Annotated in this window: 5 protein-coding genes and 1 pseudogene; 5 read left to right on the forward strand and 1 reads right to left on the reverse strand. The window is 55.6% G+C overall.

All coding sequences use genetic code 11. The annotated features are described in order from the left end of the window. Positions 1-86 precede the first annotated feature (86 nt). The 5 genes and pseudogenes from ETC00_RS18040 to ETC00_RS18060 all read left to right on the forward strand — a co-directional run bounded on the left by ETC00_RS18040 (position 87) and on the right by ETC00_RS18060 (position 5164). Complete coding sequence (locus ETC00_RS18040; protein ID WP_171567511.1) at positions 87-992, forward strand: LysR family transcriptional regulator; 906 nt, start codon at positions 87-89, stop codon at positions 990-992. Between the two features lie 68 nt (positions 993-1060). Beyond that, on the forward strand, positions 1061-2089 hold the full coding sequence (locus ETC00_RS18045; RefSeq protein WP_171567512.1) for a quinone oxidoreductase family protein: 1029 nt from the start codon (positions 1061-1063) through the stop codon (positions 2087-2089). Positions 2090-2211: 122 nt separating this feature from the next. After that, a pseudogene (locus ETC00_RS18050) lies at positions 2212-2848 on the forward strand (pyridoxamine 5'-phosphate oxidase family protein). A gap of 137 nt (positions 2849-2985) precedes the next feature. Continuing rightward, on the forward strand, positions 2986-3813 hold the full coding sequence (locus ETC00_RS18055) for an aldo/keto reductase (RefSeq protein ID WP_171567513.1): 828 nt from the start codon (positions 2986-2988) through the stop codon (positions 3811-3813). Between the two features lie 607 nt (positions 3814-4420). Next, positions 4421-5164, forward strand: a complete 744-nt coding sequence (locus ETC00_RS18060) for an IclR family transcriptional regulator (RefSeq protein WP_171567514.1) — start codon at positions 4421-4423, stop codon at positions 5162-5164. 511 nt (positions 5165-5675) lie between these two features. Here ETC00_RS18060 and ETC00_RS18065 read toward each other — a convergent pair. Continuing rightward, complete coding sequence (locus ETC00_RS18065; protein ID WP_171567515.1) at positions 5676-6236, reverse strand: hypothetical protein; 561 nt, start codon at positions 6234-6236, stop codon at positions 5676-5678. Between the last annotated feature and the right edge of the window lie 138 nt (positions 6237-6374).

A 6374-nucleotide genomic window follows, 5' to 3' on the forward strand; every position in this document is an offset into this window, starting at 1 on the left:
TTTATCATGTAAAACGATTGAAAATGATTGTACTCATCATTATGATTGATACCAGAGTGGAAGAGAGAGGAAGGGGGAGGAGCGGCGTGGAACTGAGTGATCTGCGCATTTTTCAAACCGTCGCTCAACACGGCAGCGTCAGCCGGGCGGCCCGGGCGCTTAATTACGTGCAGTCCAACGTGACGGCGCGCATTCAGCATATGGAGCGAAAGCTGGGAACGCCCTTGTTTTATCGGCATTCGCGAGGGGTGACGCTGAATCCCGAGGGCAGAAAGCTGCTTTCTTACGCGCAGAAGATTTTGGCGATGATGGACGAGATGGAAAAGGCGTTTCAGGACGAGGAGAATCCGTCCGGCCCGCTGTTGATCGGCTCTGTCGAGACGGTCTCCGGCTTGCCGGCGATCCTGTCTGTCTACTGCGGTCGGTATCCGCGCGTCGATCTGTCGCTGGTAACCGGGGTGACGGAACACCTGGTGAACGATGTGCTGGCCTATGAGCTGGACGGCGCGTTTGTCAGCGGACCGATCGAGCATCCGGAGATTGCCCAGGAGCTGTTGACGGAAGAAGAGCTGGTCCTGATCGCGAGCGGCGACGGTGCTTCCCATACACTTGACGAATGCAAATCCAGACCGCTGCTCGTGTTTCGCTCCGGCTGCGGCTATCGGGCCCGGCTGGTGCAGTGGCTCGCGGCGGAAGGGATTACACCGTCGCGGATCATGGAGTTTGGCACGCTGGAGACGATTTTGGCCATGGCCGCCTCCGGATTGGGGGTCTCGCTCGTGCCCAGGGCAGCTGTTGCTCACCTGGAGGAGGCGGGACGCATCCGCTGTCATTCCATTCCGCACGAGTTTGGCCGCGTCTCCACGGTGTTCATTCGCCGACGCGACGCGATTTTGTCCAGTTCGATGCGGAAACTGCTTGAGACCATTCGCCAGTTTCGTGACGAAGGGGGCACGGGTACGTCCCAGCCGGAAGCAGCTGCCCGCAGCTGACTGGACGAAACGAACATGGAAGCCCTGAAGAAATAAATAGAAAAACGGCCGGTGGGGGGAATGAAGGGATGAAAGCGATCGTGGTCACGCAGTTTGGCGGACCGGAAACGATGATCTACACGGACGTGGAATTGCCGGAGATCCATTCTGGACAAGTATTAATTCGTGTCGAAAAAACCAGCGTAAATTTTGCTGATATTAAATCGAGGTACGGGAAAAAGGGGACAGGCACGCTCCCGTTCATTCCCGGCCTGGATGCGGTCGGAATTGTCGAGCGGGTGGGGGCCGACGTAAAGCGCGTCAAGGTGGGCCAGCGCGTGATTGCGTTTCCGCAGCACGGATCGTACGCGGAGTATGCGGTCGCGGACGAACAGCTCACCTTTGCACTCCCCGACGAGGTGGATGTGGATACGGCAGCGGCCTGTCCGGTCGTTTCCTTCACATCCTACAAACTGCTCGCCGATGTGGCCAGACTGGAACCGGGCGAAACGGTCCTGATCCATGCCGCGGCAGGCGGCATTGGCACGACGGCGATCCAGTTGGCCAAAATTCTGGGCGCTGGCCTCGTCATCGGGACGGTCGGCAGCGAGGCAAAAGCGGCGGCCGCTCTGGAAGCCGGTGCGGATCACGTCATCTGCTACGAGCGGGAAGACTTTGCGGAAAAGGTAAACCAGCTCACAAACGGGGAAGGGGCCAATGTCATCCTGGATTCGATTTCCGGATGGGTCTCGGAAAAAAGCATGACCTGCCTCGCTCCGTACGGCAGGCTGGTTCACTTCGGAAATGCAGGCGGGGCCGTCGGGACGTTTGCGACAAAAGACTTGCACGCAAGCTGCCGCTCCGTGCTCGGATTCAGCTTCGGCACGACCCGGAAAATGCGTCCCCATCTCTTGCATGATACGGCGGAGCAGGTGTTTCGCCTTCTGGCCGACGGGCGTCTGCGCATCAGGATCGGGAGGCGGTTTCCGCTGGAAGAAGCGGCCAAAGCCCACGAGTGGGTGGAGAGCAGACAAAGCACAGGGAAAGTATTGCTGGAAGTCAGGGGATACATGACAGCCTGTCCCAGACCGGCAGACTCCGATACCCGCTTCGCGTGATGAGCAGCGTGATGTGCGGGGGATTTCGCGTCCCATGTCCCACGTGTCATTGACGCAAACGTTGGACGATTTTGTGTGGTAGTCGAAAGCAGCATGGAAAAGTTGAGCTGGAGGTGTACAGGATGGATAACAAGACGATCTTTAAGGACGTGGTGACCGCCGAGGCGGAGCTGCGTGAACTGTTGGGCGAACCGAGGGAACTGGTCCGGCGCAAGGCGATAGACCGCCTGGACGGGCACTGCCGTGCGTTTATTGCCAAATCGCCGTTTCTCGTGCTGGCCACGGCAGACGCCGCCGGAAACTGCGACGCCTCGCCGCGCGGGGACGGGCCGGGCTTTGTGCACGTGCTGGATGACTTTCACCTGGTCATTCCCGAACGACCCGGCAACCGGCGGATGGACTCGATGCGCAACATCCTGTCCAATCCCCGGGTAGGGGTGATCTTTCTCATCCCGGGTCTGGAAGAGACGCTGCCGGGCCTGCGTCATCCGGGACGCCGACATTCTGAGCCGGATGGCGGTAAACGGCAAAGTGCCGGCCGTTGGCATCGGGGTGCGGGTGGAGGAGTGCTTCGTCCACTGTGCCAAGGCGTTCAAGCGCTCTGGCCTCTGGCAGCCGGAAGCGTGGCTGGACAGGGAGCAGCTGCCGGCCATGGCCCAGGTGCTGGCCGACCACATTAACATGAACGCCCCAGGGATTACTACCGGCAAGCAAGTGGAGGAAGCGCTGCAGGAGAGCTATACAAAGCGGTTGTACTGATGAAAGGGAAGGCATCCGGTGAGGTCGCCCATCTCCGGATAAAGCGGGTTCCAAACAGTTACCGCCTTTTTTTGGAAGTATGGTTGTGTTACACTATATACGCTTATACATATTGGAAAAGACGGGAGGAGATCCAAATGGCAACGCATATCGGAGACAGCACTGTATTGAACAACGGAGTCAGCATGCCGTGGCTGGGTCTGGGCGTCTACAAGGCAAAAGAAGGGGAAGAAGTGCAGCGGGCGGTTCGCACCGCCATCGAAGTGGGCTACCGCAGCATTGACACGGCGGCCATCTACGAAAACGAGACCGGCGTCGGCACAGCGATCAAGGACAGTGGCATCGCCCGCGATCAGCTGTTCATCACGACTAAGGTGTGGAATGCTGATCAGGGGTACGAGACGACATTGAAGGCGTTTAACGAGAGCATGAAAAAGCTCCGCCTGGAATACCTCGATCTTTATCTGGTGCACTGGCCGGTCAAGGAAAAGTATCTGGAGACGTGGAAGGCGTTGGAGAAGCTCTATCGTGAAGGATACGTGCGGGCGATCGGCGTAAGCAACTTCCAGGTGCACCATCTGGAGGAGCTGCGCAAGGTGAGCGAGATCGTGCCGGCCGTAAACCAGGTGGAGTGCCATCCGCTTCTGACCCAGCGGGAACTGCGCGCATACTGCAAGGAAAACGGCATCCAGCTGGAAGCGTGGAGCCCGTTGATGAAAGGCAATCTGGACCTGCCGCTGCTGACAGAACTGAGTGAGAAGTACAGCAAGACGCCCGCACAGGTCGTCCTGCGCTGGCATTTGCAAAACGGCGTGGTTATCATCCCGAAATCGGTCACGCCGGAGCGCATCCGTCAAAACGCGGACGTATTCGATTTTACGCTGAGCAGCGAAGACATGGAGCGGATCAGCGCGCTGAACCAAAACAAGCGGTTCGGTCCCGACCCCGACAATTTCGATTTCTAACAAGCGCCAGACATTCCCGTACCGATGGACATACACAGGCAGCCGCTTTCAAGGCGGCTGCCTCAGCGTGTAGACAAAGTTCGCGGCGCATGGGAGATCGGGCCCGCTCGCTCGCTTGACGTCCAGCACAGAAGCGGATGAAGTCCGCTCCAAAACGAGACGCGGGCAGGGGACAAACATCTGGGTGTTTCGATGAAGTGAGACTTGTGTCCCCTGTTGGTCCCCGCGTCTTCGTTTTTCCGCTGAGTCGGTCGTCAAAGGAGCTCGCTTGGCCCATCCCTCCATGCGATGCACATTGTCTTCCGCTTCGGTTGATGAATGGGCAGGCCTTCCGGCCTGGAAATCATTTTCTTATGGACACTTATTCAATGAACCGTTTGTCTTCAGTCTGAGGCAGCCGCTTTCAAGGCGGCTGCCTTTTGCTGTTGGGGGCAGTGTGGCGGGGCCCCTGCAGGAACGATGCGGCCGTCCATCGTTTTACTGCCTGAAACGGCGCTTTTTTTTTCGCTTTACGTGTGTCCGCCTTTTTTCTATACTGAAGAGTAGAACCATATTTCATCTAGTGAAACGATCGGTGACATTCCAACATGAAAGCGGGTGAGAACAGATGGAAGAGGCAAAAACGAACGTGCGGGCGGTGGAGCGTGCGCTGGACATCCTGCTCTGTTTCACGGATTCGACTGATCTGGGCCTCAGCGAGATCGCGAGCCGCCTTTCCCTGCATAAAAGTACGGTGCATCGGCTGCTGGCGACCCTGGAAAACAAAGGCTTCCTGATCCGCGACGCACAGACGGAGAAATACCGGCTCGGCTTTCGGATCTGGGAGCTTTCGGCCAATTTGACCCATTCGGATGACCCTGCCACCGTTCTGCTGCCGGAGATGGAGCGTTTGCGCGACCTGGTGGGCGAGACCATCAGTCTGTACGTGCGGGACGGCAACGAGCGGATTCGCATCCAGGCGGTGCAGAGCAACCAGCCGATCCGCCGGGTGGCGCCCATTGGAGCACGCATGCCGCTTTTCGTGGGCGCGTCCAGCAAGGTGCTGGTGGCGTACGCCGAGCCGGAGGTGCTCCAGGCCGTGCTGAACGATCCCAACTGGCCGGACTCGATCGAGCGGGAGGCGTACCTGGAGCAGTTGGAGCAGATTCGGGCGCAGGGGTTTGCCACCAGCGTGGAGGAACGGGAATTGGGGGCCGCCGCCGTAGCTGCCCCGATATTTAACCGCAACGGCAAATTGGTGGCAGCCATTGCCGCGTCCGGGCCATCCAACCGGTTGACGCCGGAAAAAATGCGCGAATTTGCCCGTCCGATCATGGAGGCTGCGTACCGGATGGGCAAAATGATGAAATAGCACACGACGAAAGCGATTATGTTCAAAACGAAGCTGCGCGCTGTCGGGTACGTCCGGCAGCTTTTTTGTTGCCGAAAAAACAGGCGTCTGTAGGCAAACAGACGCCTGTTTTTTATATGGGATGGTTTTTTCTAAAAAAACAGGCAAGTATTCGCTTGCCTGTCAAACTGTACTTTTAATCATTGAGTTCTGCCTGGAAACCGTTTCCGGTCGGAAAGACCTGCACATTGATAAACCGAAGGTGGAGAAAACGTACATGGAGTGATGGGCCAAGCGAGCTCCTTTGACTACCTGCTCAGCAGAAAAACGAACGAAAGACGCGGGGAAAAACAGGGGGCACAAGTCTCACTTCGTCGAACTACCCAGATGTTTCCCCTTGCCCGCGTCGCGTTTTGAAGCGGACCCTGCCAGCTTCTTTGCTGGTCGTCACGAGAGCGAGCGGGTCAGATCACCCATGTACGGACTTTGACTACAAGCTGAAGGCACTTCATGAAGAAGTGCCTAGAAAGAATTACTTTAGTGAATCAATTGCATCCAATAGATCTGCCTCGTTTATTGAAGGAAGAGCATCGTCCTCTGTGATATTTTCAAATTCAGTGTTATTTGATTTCCAGGAGGCCAACCTACTGGATTTTTCCGCTTTAAATAGCTGATTTGGCGTGTTGGGTATAAGAATTAATTTATTTAGATTATCGTCGAATTGTCCGTTAAGAAATAAGAGGTATTCTCCTTCGTGGAGGGATTGATATTTAGGTGCAACAATATTCGCCATATCTTTACCATCCTTGCTTTCTACACCGACGAGGCGGTACATCTCGACAGTTTCCCCTTCTTTAATCTCTTGATCGGTGAGGTTGTTATACAACTTGATAACCTGAACATCATAAACATGAAAAACGATTTCACCTACAACTTCTTTTCGATATTCTTTGGGTACTTTACCCTTTATGATTACTTTAGCATCTTTCACAATATCGTCTATCGATGAGAATGTTTTAGCCAATGCAACACTATGATTGCTTGCACTGTTCAGTTCTTTATAGGCTAATCCCGCTCCAACACCTGCAACCATTGCGGCTACAGTGTCAAGATCAAAAGAAAGTTCCTCAAAAAAATCAAGCGAAAATTCCCCAGTAAGAGAAAGAGAATACTCAAATGCCTCTTAGGTGGTAATATAGACAAGACTACCCACTTGTGTTGTTCCCATCCC

The sequence above is a fragment of the Brevibacillus sp. MCWH genome, from assembly GCF_013096935.1.
Lineage (GTDB): Bacteria > Bacillota > Bacilli > Brevibacillales > Brevibacillaceae > Brevibacillus > Brevibacillus aydinogluensis.

What these genes read in the sequence shown, in the direction of transcription:
- ETC00_RS18045 (WP_171567512.1), top strand. Translation starts at nt 1,061, where the DNA reads ATGAAAGCGATCGTGGTCACGCAGTTTGGCGGACCGGAAACGATGATC.
- ETC00_RS18055 (WP_171567513.1), top strand. Translation starts at nt 2,986, where the DNA reads ATGGCAACGCATATCGGAGACAGCACTGTATTGAACAACGGAGTCAGC.
- ETC00_RS18060 (WP_171567514.1), top strand. Translation starts at nt 4,421, where the DNA reads ATGGAAGAGGCAAAAACGAACGTGCGGGCGGTGGAGCGTGCGCTGGAC.
- ETC00_RS18065 (WP_171567515.1), bottom strand. Translation starts at nt 6,236, where the DNA reads ATGGTTGCAGGTGTTGGAGCGGGATTAGCCTATAAAGAACTGAACAGT.